Source organism: Arthrobacter sp. UYCu723 (assembly GCF_054059215.1).
In genome coordinates this window covers 45,763-63,487 of sequence record NZ_JBSSBW010000001.1, presented here as the reverse complement: position 1 = coordinate 63,487, position 17,725 = coordinate 45,763, and the positions used below count along the sequence as shown (strand labels likewise).

Below are 17,725 nucleotides of genomic sequence, written 5' to 3'. Positions count from 1 at the left end.
ACCTTCGCGAAACCTGGGTTCTGTCGTTGTCCGCGGGTTCTGTCGTTGTCCGTGGGTCCGGTCAGCGGGCGATGATGACTTTGACGCCGCTGGCTTCAAAGGCGGCCTTGTCGGCGGGGGTGATGCCGGCATCGGTGATGAGGTTGCGGAAGACGAATCCGCTCATGGTGGCGAAGGATCTTTGGCCGATCTTGGACGAGTCCGCGACCATGTATGCCTCGGACGCGCGCCGGGCCATGAGCGAGTTGACGGTGGCTTCGCCTTCGTCGTTCACGGTGGGTCCCAGTATGGGGTCCGCACCGTTGACGCCGATGAAGGCGAGGTCCAGCGCCACTTTCTGAAGGGTCGCGTCCGCGAAGGGGCCCACCAGTTCGTATGAGCGGGCGTTGACGATTCCGCCGGTCACCATGATTTTGATGTTGGGGCGCACGGCGAGCTGGGCTGCGATGTTAATCGCGTTGGTCACGACGGTCAGTGCCGGCCGGTTCGATGGAACGTTCAGGTCCGCTCTGGTGGACAGCACCTGGGCGATGGCGGTGTTGGTGGTGCCGCCGGAGAGGCCGACCACGGCGCCGTAGGGGATGAGGCTGCTGGCGGCCTGGGCTATGAGCTGTTTTTGCAGGGAATTGTCATCGCGGTTGTAGCGGCCGGGCAGATCGTAGGCCACGGAGCCCTTGACCGCTCCGCCTCTTGTACGGGACAGCAGTCTCTGGGATGCCAGGCCGTCAAGATCACGCCGGGCCGTGGCCGGCGACACGGCCAGCTTTTCAACGATTTCGTCCACTTCAACCTGTCCGCTTTCGGCAAGCAGGTTCAGGATCGCGTTAAGCCGCTCGGTCCGGTTCATGAGTCTGGCTCCAGAGTGGTGAAGAGCGTCAGCAGTCTGGCCGCCTCGGGCACGAGCGCGTCCCTGCCTGCCCGGAAGTATCTGCGTGAGTCGACCAGGGCCGGATCGGTGTCGAGGCAGGTGCGGACGGCCCGGGTGAAGAACCCGTTCAGGTGGGTGGAGACGTTGATCTTGGTCATTCCGGCGGAAATCGCGGCGACGATGTCCTCGTCGGCAACCCCCGAGGATCCGTGCAGCACCAGGGGAACATCCAGTGTCTGGTGAAGGCGGGCGATCAGTTCCAGATCGAGCGCGGCGCTGCGTTCGGTCATCGCGTGGGAGGAGCCGACGGCGACGGCGAGGGCGTCGACTCCGGTTGCGGCCACGAAATCGGCGGCCTCCGTCGGGTCTGTGCGCACGCCGGGTGCGTGGGCTCCGTCCTTGCCTCCGACCTTGCCCAGTTCCGCTTCCACGTATACGCCCATGGCATGAGCATATTCCGTGACCCGCGCTGTGGCCGCGATGTTGTCCCCGTAATCGAGGTGGGCTCCGTCATACATGACGGAGCCGAAGCCCAGATCCACGGCCTGCATGGCCAGTTGCTCGTTTTCTGCATGATCGAGGTGAAGGGCGACGGGCACGCTCGCCGTTCGTGCCAGGGCCAGCGACGCCAGGGCCAGCGGTTCGAGTCCGCCGTGGTATTTGGCGCAGTTTTCGGAGATCTGCAGGATGAGCGGCAGGCGGGCCCTCTCTGCGCCCGCGATCAGGCCTTCCACTGTCTCCAGATGGATGACGTTGAAGGCGCCCTGCCCGACGCCGCGGGCAACCGCGTTGCCCATGAGTTCTGCTGTGGGTGCAAGGGTCATGGCGTGTTCTCCTCCTGGGTGATGATCAGGTCCTGTGCCAGTTCGGCGTGGCGCGGTGAAATTTCGCCGGCGGCCGGCATGAGCACGGCGGCCGCCGACCAGGCGGTGGCCGCGCGCAGGATTTTCTCCGGATCTCTCTCGCCCGAGGCAAGGGCAACAGCGGCAGCGGCGACGGCCGCATCGCCGGCACCTGTGGGGTTGCCGGTCAGGGGCTGGGGCAGCCGCGCTTTCCAATGGCTGCCCGGGGCTTGGTCCGTGAAGGCGTACATGCCGTCGGCGCCCGCGCTGACGAGAACCATCCGTGCCCCCAGGTCCAGGAGATGGCGCGCTGCCCGGGGCAGGTCGCTCTGGCCCGTGGCGTCCATCAGTTCCTCGTGGTTCGGCTTGAGGAGGTCCGCTCCTGCCCGTGCCGCGTCCAGCATTCCCCGGCCGGAGGTGTCGATGACCGCGGGCAGGTCATGCCTGTGCGCGAGCGTGACTAGTTCCGGATAGAAATCGTCGGGGGCGTGTGCGGGGAGGCTGCCGGATCCGACGAGAACCCCGCAGCGCGGTGCGCCGCCGTCCGGGTTCCTGTCCAGGGCCTGTGCGACGGCGGCGGTCAGAGCCTGCCACTCGGAAGCCCCCAGTGGGCGTCCGTGTTCGTTGAATATGGTGGTTAACTCCCGTGCGGCGTCGACGAAAGCGATGCTTCGACGGGTAGTTGCGGTAACCGGGATGAGCCTGTGGGGCATGCCGCTGGCCTCCAACTCGGTGCGGAACACGGTTGCGGTGGTGCCTCCCACCGGTGCCACAGCGAGGACGGGGTGGCCCATTTGGTGGGCGACGCGTGCGACGTTGAGTCCTTTGCCTCCTGCCCGCTCCAGTGGTGGGGAGACGCGGTGCGTCCGGCCCGGGTGGATGCCATTGACGTGGTAGGTCATGTCCACTGCGGGGTTGGGCGTGACCGTGACGATGAGGCGCCCTGGGGCTGTTGACGGGGAGTTCATAGGGCCTCGATGTCAGATTCGATGGTGTCCAGGAGTTCACGGGCTTTGAGTGCGGAGCCGATCAGTCCGGCGTTTTGGCCCAGCGTCGCGGGAACGATCAGGGGGCGCCGGTGGATGGTCAGCAGTTCCTCCACGCGGGTCCGCAGGGGACCGAGCAGCGCCTCGCCGGCCTGGGAGAGACCGCCGCCGATGACGATCGTCTGGGACCCCAGGATCGAAACGCAGTGGACGATGCTGAATGCAAGCGCGTCGATGGCCTCGTTCCAGACCCGGCCTGCGTCCGGATCTCCGGCTGAGGCGAGGGCCAGAACCTGCTGGGCGCCGCCGGCCACGCTGCGACCGGTGGCGGCGGTGTAACGGGCAGCAACGGCTCCGGCCGAGCCCACGGCTTCGAGAATGGTCGTTGAGCCTGGCCGGTCGGGATCCGGTACCGGGGCGTGACCGAGTTCGCCGGCGTATCCGCCGCCGGTCAGGCGCTTGCCGTCGCTGAATACTGCCCCGGCGATGCCGGTTCCGATCACCAAGACGACCGCGTCGGCCGTGCCCCGGGCTGCCCCGAACCGGAACTCGGCGTCCCCCGCTGCCCCGACGTCATGCCCGAAGGCAACAGGGAGTCCGAGTGCGGCCTGTGCCCGTGCAGCGAAGGGGAAGTCTTTCCACCCCAGGTTCGCTGAGAGAATGCCTGTGCCCGTTACTTCATCGACCAGGCCGGGGACGATGAGTCCGGCAGCGCTGAAGGGAAAGTTCGCATACCGCTCCCGGAAGTCCGCCGCCAGTTCCGCGATCTTTTGAATCACGGCTCCTCCCGTGCCTTCCGGGTGCTTGGGGGTGGGCAGCCGCTGCAGGCCGATGATGCGCCCGGAGGGCAGGACGATGCCTGCCTTCATATCAGTTCCGCCGACATCGAAGGCCAGCACTGCCGGCCGGGTTTCGGCGCCGAAACGTCCGCCGTCATCATTCATTGGCTAGGCATCCAGAATGACGGATCGGCTCAGGTTCCGCGGCTGATCGGGATCCAGGCCGCGGGCGCGGGCACGTTCCAGGGCAACTTTCTGGGCCCGCACAAGCTCGGCAAGCGGTGCCGTGTCGCGGTGGATGTACAACCCCCCGGTGCCTGCCATGTCCGAGGCCAAGCCTTGCGGCTCCTCTCCGAAGAGCCAGGTGACGCGGTTGGGGGCGGCGATGGAGATAGGCCCGTGCCGGTATTCCATCGCGGGGTAGGACTCGGTCCAGGACTGGGAGGCTTCGCGCATCTTCAGGGCTGCCTCGTGGGCCAGACCGACGGTCCAGCCGCGGCCCAGGAAGGTGAACTGTTCAGCGTCGATAAGCTCCGGGGCTACCGGTTCCAGCACGGCAGCACCTGCATCGGTGATGGCCGAATCCACCGGGAAGCCCAGCGCGGTCTGCAGGTAAACCAGCGCTGTGGTGGCGAACCGGGTCTGCACGACAGACTTTTCATCCGCGTACGGCAGGCCGACAACGGAGCCGGCGACTCCCGTGATGGGCGAGCCGGTGTCACCGACGAGAGCCACGGTCGGGATTGTACCCTGCAGCCGGTCCAGGACTTCAAGGACCTCGGTCGTCGTCCCGGAGCGCGTGATCGCAACGACCGCGTCATAGCCGCGGTTGACAAAGGCCTCGGACGCCGCGAAGGCGTCCGTCACCCCACGGCCTCCCGATTCCCTCAGGGCCGCATAGGACTGGGCCATGAACCAGGACGTGCCGCAACCGATGACGGCGATCTTCTGCCCGTCAGCGGGCAGCAGGCGGCGGGCTTCGGAACGGGCCTGCTCGGAAGCCCGCGCCCAGACCTCGGGCTGGGAAGACAGTTCGGCTTCCATGTGGGCACCAATCAGGGGACGGACGAGATGCGGCTCAGTCATGAGGACAGGCTCCTTCTGGAGAGGGATCAGATACAGGTCATCAGGGAACATGAACGCATGCAGCAGGCGGCGCCGTTCAAACTCACCCAACAGGATGATTATTGCTGATTGCATTGACCATGTAAACATCACTAACAAGCTAATGACGTCTTTGGATCCTGGCCGTGCAAAAAATGACCGGAAATTGCCCGGTCCTGAGCGGGGAGGTGCTATCGACGTTCACCCGAGGAGAAGGCTTCCGCTGCAAAAAGGGTTGACCTGAGGGCTGGATCACGAGACAATCAACGGGCAGCATGATTGCAAATGATTGTAATCTTGGCGCTCACATCACATATCGTCACAACTGCTTCTCAGCTTGCGTAGGCTTTCCTGCTTCAAGCCCGCGGCGGAGGCGGGTGACGTCCGTTGAAAGTAAAGGAAGACCATGAAGAAGCCCTTGCGCACCGGCGCACTCGCCTCAATCGCGGCAGCCAGCATGCTGCTCTCCGCCTGCGGGTTCGGCGGATCCGGCGGCGGCAACGCCGGCGCCGCCGAAAACACCATCAACCTTTTGGTCCCGAGCTATTCCGACGGCACCAAGGGCCGCTGGGAAGGCATCATCAAGGACTTCGAAGCCAACAACCCGACCATCAAGGTGAACCTTGAAGTCCAGTCCTGGGACAACATCAACGATGTCGTGAGAACCAAGATCCAGGGAAAACAGGCCCCGGATATCCTTAACATCGATGCTTTCGCCGGCTTCGCCAAGGACCAGCTGCTGTACCCGGCGAAGGACGTTCTCTCGGAGTCCACGGCGAAGGACTTCCAGGACACATTCGTGAAAAACGCCTCCGTAGCCGGTACCCAGTACGGCATGCCACTGATCGCTTCCGCGCGCGCTCTCTTTTACAACAAGGACCTCTTCGCCAAAGCCGGAATCTCCGCGCCGCCGAAGACCTGGGATGAGCTGGAAGCGGCTGCGCAGAAGATCACCGCGGCCGGCACCCCCGGGTACGGGCTCCCGCTCGGTTCTGAGGAGGCGCAGGGCGAAACCGGGATCTGGTTCTATGGTGCCGGCGGCGGCTACGGCGACGCCGAGAAAATCACCGTGGACACTCCGCAGAACCTCGAGGGCGCCAATTTCATGAAGAAACTGGTGGATGAGAAGGTCACGCAGGCCAACGCCGGCGCCACCAACCGCACCCCGCTGATCAACGTCTTCATCCAAGGCCAGCTGGGCATGATCGAGGCCCTGCCACCGACGGTGGGCCAGATCAAGGAAAAGAATCCGGCCCTGCAATACGGTGTGGCCCCAATCCCCACCAAAGACGGATCGCCTTTCACCCTCGGCGTCGCTGACCACCTGATGGCCTTCAAGAACGACGGGAAGAAGCAGGAGGCGATCAAGAAGTTCCTGGACAACTTCTACTCGACCGACGTTTATGCCAAGTGGGTCTCAGCTGAAGGGTTCCTGCCCACCACCAAGTCAGGCGCCGACAACCTCTCATCCAACCCGGATACAAAACCCTTCCTTGACCTGCTGCCCAACGCCAGGTTCTACCCGTCCACCAATAAGGCCTGGACCGCAACACAGGGCGCGGTGAAGTCACTGATTGGTCAGATCGCGCAGGGCACAGACCCGGCTTCAGTGCTGAAGGACATCCAGGCCAAGGCCGACGCCGCTTCCTAGACCCCCAGACGCCGCTTCCTAGACCCCCAGGGGATGGCCGGTGACTGACGAACATGTCACCGCCGGCCATCCCCGTACAGACCCGCTGAGACCCCGGAGAATCTCCCATGAGTACAACAGTCGCCAAGGGCGATACCCCAGACACCCCCGCAGCCGGGCCTGCTGCGCCCCGGCGCCCCAAGACCGGCCGTGGCCGGGACAGCATCTGGAAGGCGCTGCCCTGGATCGCCCCCTGCCTGGTGCTGATTTTCGGCATCGTCCTTTTCCCCGCCGCCTACATGATCTACAACGCGTTCCGCTCGATCAGCAGCTACGGGACGGACACCGGCTCCGCGGGGCTGAAGAACTTTACGTTGGTCTTCGCCGACCCTGCCCTGCCCCGCATCCTAACCAACACCGTGGTGTGGGTTGCCGCAGTGGTCATCATTACCGTGGTGCTGTCCCTGGCGCTGGCACAATTCCTCAACAAGCCCTTCCCCGGGCGGACCCTGGTCCGGATGGCTGTGATTGTGCCCTGGGCGGCCAGCGTGGTCATGACCACTACCGTGTTCGTTTACGGCCTGGACCCCTTCTACGGCATCATCAACAAATTCATGGTGGACCTGCACCTGATAGATGTCCCCTTCGGCTATACGAAAAGCATGCCCTCGGCTTTCATCGTAGCGATCCTGACCGCAGTCTTTGTCTCCCTGCCTTTCACCTCCTACACCATCCTCGCCGGCCTGCAGGGCGTACCCGGGGAAGTACTCGAGGCCGCAAAAATGGACGGCGCCAGCCCAGCCCGCACTTACTTCAGTGTGATCCTGCCGCAGCTTCGCGACAGCCTCGCCGTGGCGGTACTGATCAATATCATCAACGTCTTCAACAACCTCGCGATCCTGAAACTCATTACCGGCTCCCTACCCGGATACGACGCCGACACCCTGATCACCCGCATGTTCAAGTGGATCCAGGTCGACCAGCGGCTGGATGTTGCCAGCGCCATGAGCGTTGTCAACTTCGCCATTGTCCTGGTGATCGTGGCCGCCTACGTCAAGATCGTCAAACCCATGAAGGAAGTGGACTAATGGCACATTCGACGCTCCCACCCATGGCCGGCACGACGCCGGCAGGTCCCGCCGTCGTCAGCACCGCACCGCGCAAGACGCGCTATGGCAGCGACCAGGCCAGCGGCCCTCGTGTCGCTCTGCGCATGGTGGCCGGCCTAATCATCGCGCTGATCTTCATTTCTCCCTACGTGATCATGGCCATCGGGTCACTGAAGAGCCGCCCGGAGATCCTGGGCGTCCCCCCCGAATACCTGCCGGCGACGCCCCGCTTCGACAACTACGCCACCATGTGGTCAACGCCGGAGACACCACTGCCGCAAAACCTGATCTCCACCATCATCATCGCCTCCTGCGCCACCATCCTGGTGCTGCTGGTCGCCACCCCCGCCGCGTACTACACGGCCAGGTTCAAGTTCCCGGGAAAAATGGTCTTCATGTTCCTGGTGATCGTGACGCAGATGCTGCAACCGGCAGTACTGACCGCAGGCCTGTTTCGGGAGATGCTCGCCCTGAACATTGCCGACACCTGGCTCGCAATGATCCTTATCAATGCCGCCTTCAATCTCTCCTTCGCGGTATGGATCATGCACAGCTTCTTCGCCGGTGTGCCGAAGGAAGTCGATGAGGCGGCGCAGATTGACGGCGCCGGCAGATTCAGTGTCCTGTTCAAAATAAACCTCCCCCTCGTGTGGCCGGGCATCGTCACCGCCATCATCTTCACTTTCGTCTCCTGCTGGAACGAGTTCGCGGCCAGCCTCGTGATCCTGCAGACTGCCGGAAACCAGCCGCTCTCCGTCGCCCTGACCAAATTCGTTGGACAGTATGACTCCGCATGGCAGTACGTCTTCGGTGTCTCAATCGTCGCCGTCGTGCCCGTGGTGATCCTGTTCATGCTGATCGAAAAACGACTGATCGGGGGACTGACCGCCGGCAGCGTGAAGTGAACACCGGCAGAACGCCACGACATTCCAAGCCATCCGACGCCGGGAACCTCCCCGGTTCCACGACAGGAACAACGAAACTCACGTGAAAATCATCAAGACCGGCACCTCCGCCCAAGCCGGTGTCCGCGCCGCCCGGATCGTTGCCGCACTGATCAGGGAAAAGCCCGATGCAGTCCTGGGGTTGGCCACCGGCTCCTCACCCCTGCCCTTGTACGAGGCACTCGCCCGGGAGAATCTCGATGTGCGGAACGTGCGCGGATTCTCCCTCGATGAATACCTCGGACTGGGCTCCACGCACAAGCACAGCTACGCCCAGGTCATCCACCGCGAAGTCATCGACCGGCTCGGTCTAACCCCCTCCCTCATCCACACCCCGGACGGACAGGCGCAGGACGCCGCCCTGGAGGCTTCAGACTTTGAAGCCCGCATCCGCACCGCCGGCGGCATCGACATCCAGATCCTCGGCATCGGTTCCAACGGACACCTGGCCTTCAACGAACCACCGTCCTCATTTACCTCCCGGACCCGAGTGGTTGAACTGGCGGACAGCACACGAACAGACAACGCCCGGTTCTTTGACTCGCTGGAGGACGTTCCCATCCACGCCATCACCCAAGGCCTGGGCACCATCTCCGAAGCACGGCACCTGCTGCTGATCGCCCACGGCCAGCGCAAAGCCGAGGCCGCGGCGCGGGCCATCGAAGGGCCCGTCACCGAGCAGTTCCCGGCATCCATGATCCAACTCCACCCCCACGTCACCGTCATCCTCGACGAGGCAGCCGCAAGTAAACTGCAGCGCAACTGACACGCCGCAGCTGGGCCAACGAACGAAAGCATGACGTCATGATCATCGAAGCAGCACGCATTTTCAGCGCCGGCCAATGGCTGGAGCCCGCGTGGATCGAAATATCCGGGACACTCATCCAGGCCATCGGCCGGGGGAAGCCGGCCCGCGAACCCGACATCAGGCTGGAAACGGCCCTCGTTCCGGGATTCATAGACGCCCACGTGCACGGAGGCGGAGGGTTCAGCTTCAATGACACGGACCCGGACGCTGCAAACGGAATAGCTGAAACCCATCTGCGCCACGGAACTACCTCGATCATGGCAAGCTTGGTTACCGCGCCTCTGGATCAACTCGAAGAACACGTCCGGGCCCTTGCGCCAAAAGTCCGCAACGGCGTACTGGCCGGCATCCATCTCGAAGGGCCCTGGCTCAGCCGTTCACACCAAGGAGCGCACGCGCCGGAACTGCTGCGCACCCCGGACCCACACGAAATCAAACAGCTCCTGCAGGCAGGCGCCGGAACCGTGCGCATGGTGACCCTTGCTCCCGAACTGGAAGGGGGCCTCGATGCCCTACGCCAGATCCTGGACCACGGAGCCATCGTTGCAATCGGACACACGGACGCCTCCTACGAGCAAACCCAGGCAGCCATCCGTGCCGGGGCCACCGCGGGAACCCACATCTTCAATGGGATGCGGCCCATCCACCACCGGCAGCCCGGACCGGCCATAGCGTTACTGGAAGACCAGGAAGCGTTCGTCGAACTGATAGCCGACGGCGTCCACCTCCACCCCGCGATGATCCGGACAATCTTCAACAGCCCGGCGAGCGCAGTCCTCGTGACCGACGCCATGGCAGCGGCCGCAGCCCCCGAAGGCCGCTATAGGCTCGGGCACCTGGACGTTGACGTCCACGACGGGCAAGCCCGCCTGACGAGCAACGGCAGCATCGCCGGCAGCACGCTCACCCTGGACGCAGCACTCCGGTACGCCGTTCAGACCGCCGGCGTCCCGCTCACCGAAGCCCTCAAAGCACTGACCCAGCACCCCGCCAACATGCTGGGACTGACAGACGTCGGCCTGCTGCAACCCGGCAAACGCGCCGACCTCCTCGCACTCGATCCCGACCTCACCGTCGTCGCAGTCATGCGCGCCGGACAATGGATCTCCCACCCCTCATCCAGCGGCTTCTAAAATCGGGGCCTCATCCTTTGTCGACTCTGACCTCACCCAGCGCGACGCGGAACCGATTCCCACCCGATCTACCCGACATACGTGCGCTGTTATCGGCCGTCACGACGGCCGCGCCGGGCAGCCCGATACTGAGAACAGGGCGAACACGGGATGCAGGACCTCGCCAGCCGGCCGCATCGGTTTCCTTGGCAGGCTCCTGTGCGCCCGAGCAGCCCGCAGTCCGGTCAATGCAGCCGGGCTTCAGGCCGCCGATAATCACCGCAAGGCCAAGTTCGAAGCCGAGACGGCCGCGCTCGTGGGACTAGCCGGCCGTCAGCGACCCCTCGGAAGGCACGGTCTGGAACCTGGCCTGTGACACTTGCCACCGGGAGGGCTCTAATGGCCAGTGCCGTTAGCCGGTCACTGTGTACTCGCCTAGAATTGGATGAGATGTACGGACTTCGAAGCGCTTGATTTCGGGTTGCGTAGTGAACGAAACACGGAACAGAGCGGCTGCGATTGCGCCAGTGGTCAGCTCATAACAGGAGGAATCCAGCATGGCTGAGCACAACGACGGCGGCGGCAAAGACCGCGGCAACTTCGGCGGCGGACGAAACACAGGCGGTGGCGGGTTCCGCGGAACAAACAATGCCGGTGGCGACCCCCGAGGATTCCGAGCCAGGGACGACCGTGGCTCCGAGGGCTCCCGCCCCTCCTCCAACGATCGTGATCGAAAGCCTCCCTACAGCGGTGGTGGGGATCGTGATCGTAAGCCTTTCGGTGACCGCGGCCCGCGTGAAGGCGGGGGAGAGCGTCGCAGCTACAGCGGTGGTGGCGATCGTGATCGTAAGCCGCCCTACAGCGGTGGTGGCGATCGTGATCGTAAGCCCCCCTACAGCGGTGGTGGCGATCGTAAGCCCTATGGTGACCGTCCTGTTCGCGACGGGGATCGTAAGCCGTTCAGCGGAAGTGATCGTAAGCCGTTCAGCGGAGGTGGCGATCGTGACCGCAAGCCTTTCGGTGACCGCAAGCCTTTCGGTGACCGCAAGCCTTTCGGTGACCGTGGCCCGCGTGAAGGCGGGGGCGAGCGTCGCAGCTTCAGTGGTGGCGATCGTGATCGTAAGCCGCCCTACAGCGGTGGTGGCGATCGTAAGCCCTATGGTGACCGTCCTGTTCGCGACGGGGATCGTAAGCCGTTCAGCGGTGGTGGCGATCGCGACCGTAAGCCGTACGGTGATCGTGCCCCACGTGAAGGTGGCGGAGAGCGTCGCAGTTTCGGTGACGGAGATCGTGATCGTAAGCCTTTCAGCGGTGGTGACAACCGGAAGCCGTTCGGCAGCCGTGATGACCGTCCGGCCCGCAGTTTTGACCGAGATGACCGTCCGGCCCGCAGCTTCGACCGCGGCGGTGACTCGGGCCCGCGCCAGTTCGGCCGCGACCGTGCCGAGGACCGCCCGGTCCGTGTACCCAATGCACGGGACCTTCGCAGCGCCAATCGCCCCGACCGTGAGCGTTCACCCCAGATCGACGAAGACGTCACCGGCAAGGAACTGGACCGCGCTACGCAGCACCAGATCAAGACCCTGGAAGACAACAGCGCCGAGTGGGTTGCACGCCACTTGGTCATGGCCGGCCGCCTCATTGACGAAGAACCCGAACTCGCTTTCCAGCATGCCCTCGCGGCCAGCCGCCGCGGCGGACGCCTCGCGGCAGTCCGTGAAGCCGTCGGCCTGACTGCCTACGCCGCCGGGCACTACGGCGAGGCCCTGCGCGAATTCCGCACCTACCGGCGGATCAGCGGCTCCAACATGCACCTGCCCGTCATGGCGGACTGCGAACGTGGTCTCGGCCGCCCGGACCGTGCCCTGGACATGGCACGCTCGGACGAAGCCAAGGATCTCGACGCGCCCGGCAAGGCGGAACTGGCCATTGTGGCTGCCGGCGCCCGTACCGACCTGGGTCAGCTCGACGCCGCCGTCTCCGAATTGGAGATCGCACAGCTCGATATCAACCGGGCCTTCTCCTACAGCCCCCGCCTCTTCCGTGCCTACGCCGATGCCCTGGCAGCAGTGGGCCGCACGGCCGAATCCGAGAAATGGCAGCGCCAGGCCGTCGTCGCCGAGAACGCGCTCGGCCTCGACGTCTCAGAGGATCCGGACATCATCGACCTCGGCTGGGACGAGGAAGAGGAAGCGCGCGAGGAAGAGCAGCAGCGCCGGCTCCTCACCCAACAGGCTGCCCAGCAGGAATCTGCCTCGGCCGCGGAAGAGGCGGCCCCCCGTGCTGCCACGGCCGCAGCAGTGGCCGGCATCACGGAAACGCCCGCAGCGGAGGCCGGACTCACCGCTCTGGAGGAAGGCTCCGACGACGTCGAGTCCGACTTCTTCGAATCCGACGACGCCGAGTCCGATGAAGACTCTGTGGAAAAGGACGCCCTGGACCGCTCAGAAGTTCTGGCCGGGGACGAGTCCGAGGATGCAACAGACTCCGACGACGACGTCGACGCGGATCACGCAACGGACTCCGGGCAACCGGACCTCACCGAGGACTAGACGCGGATGGACGGCAAGGACCTGATCTCTACGTTCGACGCGCTGCTCGCTGATCTGGATGGCGTGGTCTACGCAGGACCCCACGCCATCCCGGGAGCCGTGGAGTCCCTCCGCAGGCTCGCCGGAATCGGCGTCGGGCTGGGCTACGTCACCAACAACGCGTCCCGGACGCCTGCACAGGTAGCCCAGCACCTGCGCGAGCTCGGGGCGCCGGCGGAGGACCATCAGGTGGTCAGCTCCTCGCAGGCCGCAGGGGAGCTGCTGGCTTCGCTGCTGCCTCGCGGCGCCCGCGTGCTGATCACCGGCGGAGACGCCCTGGCCCGAGAAATTGAACTTGTGGGGCTGGTCCCGGTCCGGAGCGCAACGGAGGAACCTGTTGCGGTGGTGCAGGGATTCCACCCCGACCTCGGCTGGAAGGACCTCGCGGAGGCCTCGTATGTCGTCGCCGGCGGCGCCCTGTGGGTGGCCACCAATACGGACATGTCCATTCCCCAGGCCCGGGGCATCGCCCCGGGCAACGGCACGCTGGTCGCCGCGGTGACCGCGGCAACCGGGCAAAAGCCGCTCGTTGCCGGCAAACCGGAGGCACCCCTCTTCCACGCGGCCGCCAAGCGCCTGGCCGCCGACCGGCCCCTCGTCGTCGGCGACCGGCTCGACACCGACATCCTCGGCGGCAACAACGCCGGATTCGCCACGGTGGCCGTGCTGACCGGCGTCGACACGCGGGAGTCCATCCTCGCCGCACGCACCCTCGAACGGCCCGGGTTCCTCATCAACGACCTCACGGACCTCTATCGCCCCTACCCGGCGGTGGAGCACGACGCCGGACGGTACGGCTGCGGCGCCGCCTCCGCCGTCGTGGACGGACAGACAGTCCACGTCAGCGGAGATCCCGACGATCTCAATGCCTGGCGTGCCGCGTGTTCCGCATGGTGGGCCGCCAACCCTGAGACCCTCAGTCCCCTGTCGCCGGTTCTCGAGTGGCTGGATCACTAGAGTGGATGCATGACCGAGCTGAACCCTGCACTTGAGACGGAAGCTGCAAACGAGCCAACCCTGGACGCGGACACAGCCACAGACACAGCCACAGACACGTACACAGCCACGGACACAGCCACTGCGACGGACCCGGAGATGCTGGAAACCCGGGTGGACTGGCCGTCCCTTCCGGCCGGGGCAGCCGCCCAGGACCCGTATGTGGACGCCCTGCTCGAACGGCTCGGCACACTGCCCGGGCTGCCCGTCGCCGTCCACGGCGAAGTCTACGCAGGCCTGCATGACGATCTGTTGGAGGCGTTGAACGAGGACGTATCAGGACCCATCAACACGGCAGGGGATACCGCATCATGAGCAGGCTTGACCAGGCCCTCGTCGGCCGCGGGCTGGCGAGGTCCCGAACCCATGCCGCACGGCTCATCGCCGAGGGCAAGGTCAGCTCCGGCGGCGAAGTGCTGGCCAAAGCCTCCCTCCAGGTGAACGACGATACGCACCTGGACGTCGCGGCCACCGACGAGGACAACTACGTCAGCCGGGCAGGGCACAAGCTGGCCGGCGCGCTGGACGCCTTCCCCGCCGTTGCGGTGGCGGGCAAGCGCTGCCTCGACGCCGGTGCCTCCACCGGCGGATTCACCGAGGTGCTGCTCCGCCGCGGCGCGGACCACGTCGTGGCTGTCGACGTCGGCCATGACCAGCTGGTCCCGCAGATCCGGAGCGACCCGCGGGTCTCCGTGCATGAGGGCCTCAACGTCCGCTACATGACGCCGGCCGAGATCGGCGGGCCCGTCTCCCTGACAGTGGCGGACCTGTCCTTCATCTCCCTGACCCTGGTGGTTGCGCCCCTGGCCGCCTGCACCGAGCCCGGCGGAGACCTCGTCCTGATGGTCAAACCGCAGTTCGAGATCGGCAAGGACCGGCTGGGCCGCACCGGCGTCGTGACCTCCGACCGGGAGCGCCGCCTGGCCGTGGGCAAAGTTGCCGCCGCCGCGATGGATGCGGGCCTGGAACTGCAGGGCCTGGCCAGCAGCCCGCTGCCCGGCCAGGACGGAAACGTCGAATACTTCCTGTGGATAAAGCGCGGGATCCGGACAGACCTGCCTAAGATCGAGGAGCGGGACGCAGCCGTTGCTGCGTTACTGGGAACGATCTGGCCAAAGCAGCAGCAGCACTAGAAGGCGGAACCCGATGAGCAGGCGTGTCCTCATCCTTGCCCACACCGGCCGCGAGGAATCCCTCAAGGCTGCCTGGGAAGCGTGTGCCCAGCTCCACGCTTCCGGCATTGTTCCAGTGATGCAGAAGTCCGAGCTCGGCGACATGGTCCGGTTCTTCGGCCGCCTGGACCACCCCGTCGAGGTCCTGCACGACCACGTGCAGCTGCCCGACGTCGAACTCGTCATGGTCCTCGGAGGGGACGGAACGATCCTGCGTGCGGCGGAACTGGTGCGTGAGGTGGACGTGCCGCTGTTGGGCGTCAACCTCGGGCACGTCGGGTTCCTGGCCGAAAGTGAGCGGGCGGACCTGGCGCAGACGGTCGAATGGATCGCCAGCCGGGAATACACCGTGGAAGAGCGGATGACCATCGACGTGCAGGTCTGGGTCCGCGGGCAGAAAATCTGGCACACTTGGGCCCTCAACGAGGCGGCGATCGAGAAAGGCAACCGGGAACGGATGCTCGAAGTGGTCACCGAAGTCGACGAGCGTCCCCTCACCTCGTTTGGCTGCGACGGCGTCGTCCTGGCCACTCCCACCGGCTCCACGGCCTACGCCTTCTCCGCCGGCGGCCCCGTGGTGTGGCCCGAGGTCGAAGCCCTAGTGATCGTGCCGATCAGCGCCCACGCGCTTTTCGCCAAGCCGCTGGTGGTGTCTCCTCGCTCGAGGCTTGCCGTCGAGATCCTGAACCGGACGGGTGCCCAGGGGGTGCTCTGGTGCGATGGCCGCCGTTCGGTGGACCTGCCGCCCGGCGCCCGCGTGGAAGTCACCCGCTCCGCCACGCCCGTGCGGCTGGCGCGCACCCACCAGACCCCCTTCTCCGGACGGCTGGTCCGCAAGTTCGAGCTCCCCATCCAAGGCTGGCGCGGCCCCATGCCGCAGGCCGCGGCCATCCACACCGGGCCGATACCGGTCATCCGTACCCCGAGGCCCATGCCCCCGCTGCCCACACCCCGGCACGCCGGGCCCGGCGAAACAACAGATCCCTCGACTGCGAAGTGACCCATGCTTGAAGAACTGAGAATCCGCGACCTCGGCGTCATCACCGACGCGACGCTGCCCCTCGGACCGGGGCTGAGCGTCGTGACGGGTGAAACAGGTGCCGGCAAGACCATGGTGGTGACCGCCGTCGGGCTGCTGCTGGGCGCCCGGTCCGACGCCGGCGCCGTGCGCAGCGGCGCGAAGAGCGCCTCCGCGGAGGCGATTGTGAAACTCGACGCCGGACACGCCGCGGTGGCGCGGGCCCGTGAAGCCGGGGCGGACGTCGAGGAGTTCGACGGCGGCGCCGAGCTGCTGCTGGCGCGCAGCGTTGGCGCCGACGGCCGGAGCCGGGCGTACCTCGGCGGCCGGGTAGCGCCTGTGGGGGTGCTCGCCGAGATCGGCGAAACCCTCGTGGTGGTCCATGGCCAGTCCGAGCAGATCCGGCTCAAGAGCCCGGTGGCGCAACGCGGCGCCCTGGACAAGTTTGCGGGGGAGAGCCTCGCCGGGACCCTGGCCGCCTACCAGGACCTGCACGGGCACTGGAAGACCATCCAGGCCGAACTGGACTCGCTCCGCAGCGCCGCCCGGGAACGCCTGCGCGAGGCGGAATCGCTGGAGGCGGCCCTCGGCGAGATCGATGCCGTGGACCCGCAGCCGGGGGAGGACGATTCGCTCAAGGCCGAGGCCGTCAAGCTTGCCAACGTCGAGGAACTCCGGATCGCGGCCACGACGGCGCACCAGGCACTCATCGCCGAAGACTTCGGCGAAGGCAGCGACGCCACCGCCCTGGTGGATGCCGCCAAGCGCACCCTGGAGCACGTGGCCGAACACGATGAGGAGCTGGGATCCGCGGCGGCACGGCTGGCCGAGGTCGGCTTCCTGCTCAACGACATTGCCACCGAACTTGCCAGCTACCAGGCGTCCCTCGACACGGAGGGCCCGGAACGGCTCGCCGAGATCGAGGACCGGCGGGCGGCTCTGGCAAGACTCGTGCGCAAGTACGCGCCGAGCATCGATGAGGTGCTGGTCTGGGCCGAGGAGTCCCGGGCCCGCTACGAGGAGCTGCAGGACGACTCGACCCGGATCGAAGCGCTGGACGCCGACGTCACCCGCACCGAGGCCGGGCTCCGGAAGCTGGCGGCCGCCATCAGCAAGGCGCGCAAGAAGTCCGCCAAGGAGCTCTCCGCCCGGGTCAGTGCGGAACTGAAAGCGCTGGCCATGGCCGACGCGACCCTCGTCATCAACGTCGACCCCGGCGAGCAGCTGGGCCCGTTCGGCGCCGACGACATCTCCTTCCTGCTCCAGCCGCACTCCGGCGCACCTGCCCGCCCGCTGGGCAAGGGTGCCTCCGGCGGCGAGCTTTCGCGTGTGATGCTCGCCATCGAAGTGGTGCTCGCCGCGGTGGATCCGGTCCCGACGTTCGTCTTTGACGAGGTCGACGCCGGCGTCGGCGGCCGGGCCGCCGTCGAGATCGGCCGGCGGCTGGCGATGCTGGCCCGGCACGTCCAGGTCCTCGTGGTCACGCACCTGCCGCAGGTGGCTGCCTTCGCGGACCAGCACATCCGGGTCACGAAGACCTCCGTGCGGGGCGCTGACGGGGCAACGGCAACCGGCTTCACCTCCAGCGACGTCCAGCTGCTCGATGCCGCGGAGCGCGTCCGTGAGCTGGCCCGGATGCTGGCCGGCCAGGAGGACTCGGAATCCGCCCAGGCGCATGCCCAGGAGCTGCTGGACGACGCCAGGCTCCTGCCGCAGCAGGCCTGACAACTCTCACGACCAGCAAACGACCAGCAAACTACAAGCAG

At 65.9% G+C, this 17,725-nt stretch carries 16 protein-coding genes; 11 read left to right on the top strand and 5 right to left on the bottom strand.

Annotation, left to right across the window (positions count from 1 at the left end):
* Positions 1-61 precede the first annotated feature (61 nt).
* From ACVWZ8_RS00300 to ACVWZ8_RS00280, 5 genes are read right to left on the bottom strand one after another with little or no spacing between them, the layout of a single operon-like run.
* Positions 62-847 carry a DeoR/GlpR family DNA-binding transcription regulator gene (locus ACVWZ8_RS00300; protein WP_426976885.1) on the bottom strand — a complete coding sequence of 262 codons (786 nt, stop codon included), beginning with the start codon at positions 845-847 and terminating at the stop codon, positions 62-64.
* On the bottom strand, positions 844-1,692 hold the full coding sequence (locus ACVWZ8_RS00295; RefSeq protein ID WP_426976886.1) for a class II fructose-bisphosphate aldolase: 849 nt from the start codon (positions 1,690-1,692) through the stop codon (positions 844-846). Before ACVWZ8_RS00295 ends, ACVWZ8_RS00300 begins: the two co-directional genes overlap by 4 nt.
* Positions 1,689-2,678 carry a 1-phosphofructokinase family hexose kinase gene (locus ACVWZ8_RS00290; RefSeq protein ID WP_426976887.1) on the bottom strand — a complete coding sequence of 330 codons (990 nt, stop codon included), beginning with the start codon at positions 2,676-2,678 and terminating at the stop codon, positions 1,689-1,691. Before ACVWZ8_RS00290 ends, ACVWZ8_RS00295 begins: the two co-directional genes overlap by 4 nt.
* Entirely contained in the window at positions 2,675-3,640 is a 966-nt protein-coding gene (locus tag ACVWZ8_RS00285) for an ROK family protein (RefSeq protein ID WP_456503436.1), read from the bottom strand. Before ACVWZ8_RS00285 ends, ACVWZ8_RS00290 begins: the two co-directional genes overlap by 4 nt.
* A 3-nt stretch (positions 3,641-3,643) precedes the next feature.
* Complete coding sequence (locus ACVWZ8_RS00280; RefSeq protein WP_426976890.1) at positions 3,644-4,561, bottom strand: SIS domain-containing protein; 918 nt, start codon at positions 4,559-4,561, stop codon at positions 3,644-3,646.
* 424 nt (positions 4,562-4,985) lie between these two features.
* Here ACVWZ8_RS00280 and ACVWZ8_RS00275 point away from each other — a divergent pair, with 424 nt between their 5' ends.
* The 11 genes from ACVWZ8_RS00275 to recN all read left to right on the top strand — a co-directional run bounded on the left by ACVWZ8_RS00275 (position 4,986) and on the right by recN (position 17,684).
* On the top strand, positions 4,986-6,230 hold the full coding sequence (locus ACVWZ8_RS00275; protein ID WP_426976892.1) for an extracellular solute-binding protein: 1,245 nt from the start codon (positions 4,986-4,988) through the stop codon (positions 6,228-6,230).
* A 107-nt stretch (positions 6,231-6,337) separates the two neighbouring features.
* Positions 6,338-7,297 carry a carbohydrate ABC transporter permease gene (locus ACVWZ8_RS00270; RefSeq protein WP_456503435.1) on the top strand — a complete coding sequence of 320 codons (960 nt, stop codon included), beginning with the start codon at positions 6,338-6,340 and terminating at the stop codon, positions 7,295-7,297.
* Positions 7,297-8,223 carry a carbohydrate ABC transporter permease gene (locus ACVWZ8_RS00265; protein WP_426976894.1) on the top strand — a complete coding sequence of 309 codons (927 nt, stop codon included), beginning with the start codon at positions 7,297-7,299 and terminating at the stop codon, positions 8,221-8,223. Before ACVWZ8_RS00270 ends, ACVWZ8_RS00265 begins: the two co-directional genes overlap by 1 nt.
* An 82-nt stretch (positions 8,224-8,305) precedes the next feature.
* A complete protein-coding gene (nagB, locus tag ACVWZ8_RS00260) occupies positions 8,306-9,028 on the top strand; it encodes a glucosamine-6-phosphate deaminase (protein ID WP_426976895.1) in 723 nt (240 codons plus the stop codon).
* 38 nt (positions 9,029-9,066) lie between these two features.
* Positions 9,067-10,203: an N-acetylglucosamine-6-phosphate deacetylase gene (nagA, locus tag ACVWZ8_RS00255; RefSeq protein ID WP_426976896.1), complete on the top strand. Its 1,137-nt coding sequence runs from the start codon at positions 9,067-9,069 to the stop codon at positions 10,201-10,203.
* 536 nt (positions 10,204-10,739) lie between these two features.
* A complete protein-coding gene (locus ACVWZ8_RS00250; RefSeq protein WP_456503434.1) occupies positions 10,740-12,734 on the top strand; it encodes a hypothetical protein in 1,995 nt (664 codons plus the stop codon).
* A gap of 6 nt (positions 12,735-12,740) precedes the next feature.
* A complete protein-coding gene (locus ACVWZ8_RS00245; protein WP_426976898.1) occupies positions 12,741-13,730 on the top strand; it encodes an HAD-IIA family hydrolase in 990 nt (329 codons plus the stop codon).
* Positions 13,731-13,739: 9 nt separating this feature from the next.
* On the top strand, positions 13,740-14,084 hold the full coding sequence (locus ACVWZ8_RS00240; protein ID WP_456503433.1) for a hypothetical protein: 345 nt from the start codon (positions 13,740-13,742) through the stop codon (positions 14,082-14,084).
* A complete protein-coding gene (locus ACVWZ8_RS00235) occupies positions 14,081-14,902 on the top strand; it encodes a TlyA family RNA methyltransferase (protein ID WP_426976900.1) in 822 nt (273 codons plus the stop codon). The genes ACVWZ8_RS00240 and ACVWZ8_RS00235 overlap by 4 nt, the downstream gene beginning before the upstream one ends.
* Before the next feature lie 13 nt (positions 14,903-14,915).
* Positions 14,916-15,941: an NAD kinase gene (locus ACVWZ8_RS00230; protein WP_426976901.1), complete on the top strand. Its 1,026-nt coding sequence runs from the start codon at positions 14,916-14,918 to the stop codon at positions 15,939-15,941.
* A 3-nt stretch (positions 15,942-15,944) separates the two neighbouring features.
* On the top strand, positions 15,945-17,684 hold the full coding sequence (gene recN, locus ACVWZ8_RS00225; RefSeq protein WP_456503432.1) for a DNA repair protein RecN: 1,740 nt from the start codon (positions 15,945-15,947) through the stop codon (positions 17,682-17,684).
* Positions 17,685-17,725: the final 41 nt, after the last annotated feature.